The 2,473-nt window shown below is 62.1% G+C and carries 3 protein-coding genes; all 3 read right to left on the bottom strand.

Features of this window, described 5'->3' with window-relative positions; all coding sequences use genetic code 11:
• Positions 1-199 (bottom strand): pyruvate kinase (locus AC2VNK_RS04895; protein WP_486883032.1); only part of this gene is annotated, 199 nt, incomplete at its 3' end.
• Complete coding sequence (locus AC2VNK_RS04890) at positions 196-1,116, bottom strand: beta/alpha barrel domain-containing protein (protein ID WP_486883031.1); 921 nt, start codon at positions 1,114-1,116, stop codon at positions 196-198. The genes AC2VNK_RS04895 and AC2VNK_RS04890, both read right to left, overlap by 4 nt.
• The coding region (locus tag AC2VNK_RS04885) for an FAD-dependent oxidoreductase (protein WP_486883030.1) at positions 1,109-2,473 on the bottom strand (1,365 nt) is incomplete at its 5' end. The genes AC2VNK_RS04885 and AC2VNK_RS04890, both read right to left, overlap by 8 nt.

The raw sequence follows: 2,473 nt of genomic DNA, 5'->3' as shown, positions 1-2,473 counted from the left end.
CAACGCGCTGTCCCACCTTTTCCGCCGCAGCGCGGATACGGCCAATGCGGGTGCGGTGTTCATCCGGCGTACCGTGAGCGAGATTCAGGCGGGCCACGTTCATTCCGGCGCGGATCATCTGCTCCAGTGTTTTCGATGCATCGGACGCCGGGCCGATGCTGCAGACAATTTTGCTGCGCTGCGTCGGTAGTTTCATCATGCGTTGGGATTCAGCAGTTTGACCGCTTCATCGACGCCCTGATTGTGGACGACAATGGCGTGGATGGCTTTGCAGAAGTTGACGGCATCGGGCTGGCTGCGCTGATGGACATTTCGGCCGGTGGCGCAGCCTTGCGTGCCACCCACATGAATCTGTTCATAGAGGCGCTGCAGAAACGCTGGTGCATCGGTTTCCGAACCCCCCGCGCAGACGACCTGGGTGTGTCCGGCGGCGGCCACCGCTTCACCCAGAAGCGTGCCATCCATGGCGCCAGCCGCGTTGACTGGCGGGTTGATTTTGACGAAATCCGCCCCGAGACAGGCCGCCAAGCCCGCGGCACCAGCGATGAGATGCGGGTCCTGCTCGCGTTCACCCACGGCCTTGCCGCGCGGGTAGGCCCAGATGACGGCCAGCAATCCCATGGCATGGGCATCCTCGACAATGCGTGCCGCCTCACTGAGCATGGTCGGTTCGAACTCGGAGCCAGGGTAAATGGTGTAACCCACCCCAACCACCCGGAGACCGGAATGGCGCACAAAGTTGTGGACTTGCGCCATGCTCTGCCACTGCAGGCTGACCGGATCGCGTTGCGCCGTTTTGATCAGGTGGGTCTTGCTGTTGAGTTTGAGCAAGTAGGGTGTGTCGCGGTAATCCATGCCGTAGCGGGCAATGAGGCCCATTTGTGCGGCAAAGCAGCCCACGGGCGCTTCACTGGCGATGCGGAACAGATGCTCCGGGTCGGAATCGTCCGTCGCTACATGACCGCCGATAAAATCGTCGTTGAGATGTTCGACTTTCTGATCGCCCGCCATCAGGAACAGGCGCCCGCTGTCCTGGGTGGTGAGACGATAGTTTTCTGTCCAGCGGCGAGTGCTTTCGGCGGACATGCCGAGTGGTGCTTGGGCAATTTTAGGCATGCGGGGCTCCTGTAACGCAGGGCTGGAGAGGTTCGTAATGGCGGCGCAGGGCGTCACCCGTAGCGGCTACCAGGGGATGCAGGGAAGGTGTCAGGCGGGGCTGGCTGCCAAATTGCATACTGGCCAGATCGGGTGCGGAGGCGTGCATCTGTATGGCGAGACCGATAGTATTGACCAGTTCGCCGGTGGTGGCACCGCCGAGAATCTGCCCCCCGAGAATCTGCAGGGAGTCGGCGGCGAAGATGATCCGGCAGTAAATCTCCGTGGTATTGGGCATGGAGGCGGGGTGATGATCGGGCAGGCGGGCCTCGCCGACCAGAATGGGGAAGCCTTCCTGCTCGGCCTGATGCTGGGTCAGACCCGCCACCCCGAAGGCCAGACCATCAATCTCGCTGGCATAGACGCTGACGGAGCCGGCGTTGTAGCGGAGCTGGCGCAAACCATAGAGGTTCATGCCAGCGATACGGCCCTCGGCCGCCGCCTGAGAGGCGATCATGGCGTGATTGGCCTTGCGGGTGAAAAAATCCTGCTTGTGGGCGCAATCTCCGACAGCAAAAATATCGGGATCTTCGCGGGAACGCTGGAAGGCATCTACCCAGACCCCGCCGGAGCGGCTGAGCGTTAAGCCCATATCCCTGGCCAGCGCGACCTGGGGGCGGGTGCCGATGGCGATGAGCACTGCGTCTACCGTCAGCGCTTCCTGCCCGGAGATCTGTACCTGTCCGACGCGCTTGCCGCTGGCATCGGGCAGCAGCGCCTCCACCCTGGCTCCGGTATGAATATGAACGCCATGGGCCTGCAACTGCTTCTCCACTGCGGCGCAGGCATCCAGGTCAAAGGCCGCCTGCATCAGGTGCGGCAGCATTTCGACGATGTGCACCTCAATGCCGCGCTTGCGGATTTCATCGGCAAATTCCACCCCGATGAAGCCACCACCGATAATAGCCAGTTTTTTGATCTGCGGGATAAGGGTGCTGAAGAGCCTGTCCAGATAATCATAGTCTTTGTGAATGCTGAAGACGCCTTCCAGATGGGTGCCGGGAATGGGGGGGATGAAGTTCTCGGCGCCGGTGGCCAGCACCAGGCGTTCCCAGTGAATAACATCGCCATCGGCCAGGGTGGCGCTGTGTGCGACGCGGTCGATCTTCTGGACCGTGCCCATCTGAAGTTGTCCGCCGGCCGCCAGCAGGGGCGCGCGCCCGGCCATATCCTCATCGGTGCCGCCCAGGGTGCCGAATATATAGGGGATACCACAGGGAATCACCGCGTCCGTCTCCGGACGGATCACCAGCACCTTTTTGTGCGGTGAGAACTGGGCGGCGGTAATACCCGTCATCATGCCGGCGGGGCCGCCGCC

The organism is Acidithiobacillus sp. TH-A35 (genome assembly GCF_057473505.1).
This window is presented reverse-complemented; position numbering and strand designations above follow the sequence as displayed.

Bases quoted from the DNA above. Each gene is read 5' to 3' on its own strand.
- AC2VNK_RS04890 (WP_486883031.1), bottom strand. From the start codon at position 1,116: ATGCCTAAAATTGCCCAAGCACCACTCGGCATGTCCGCCGAAAGCACT.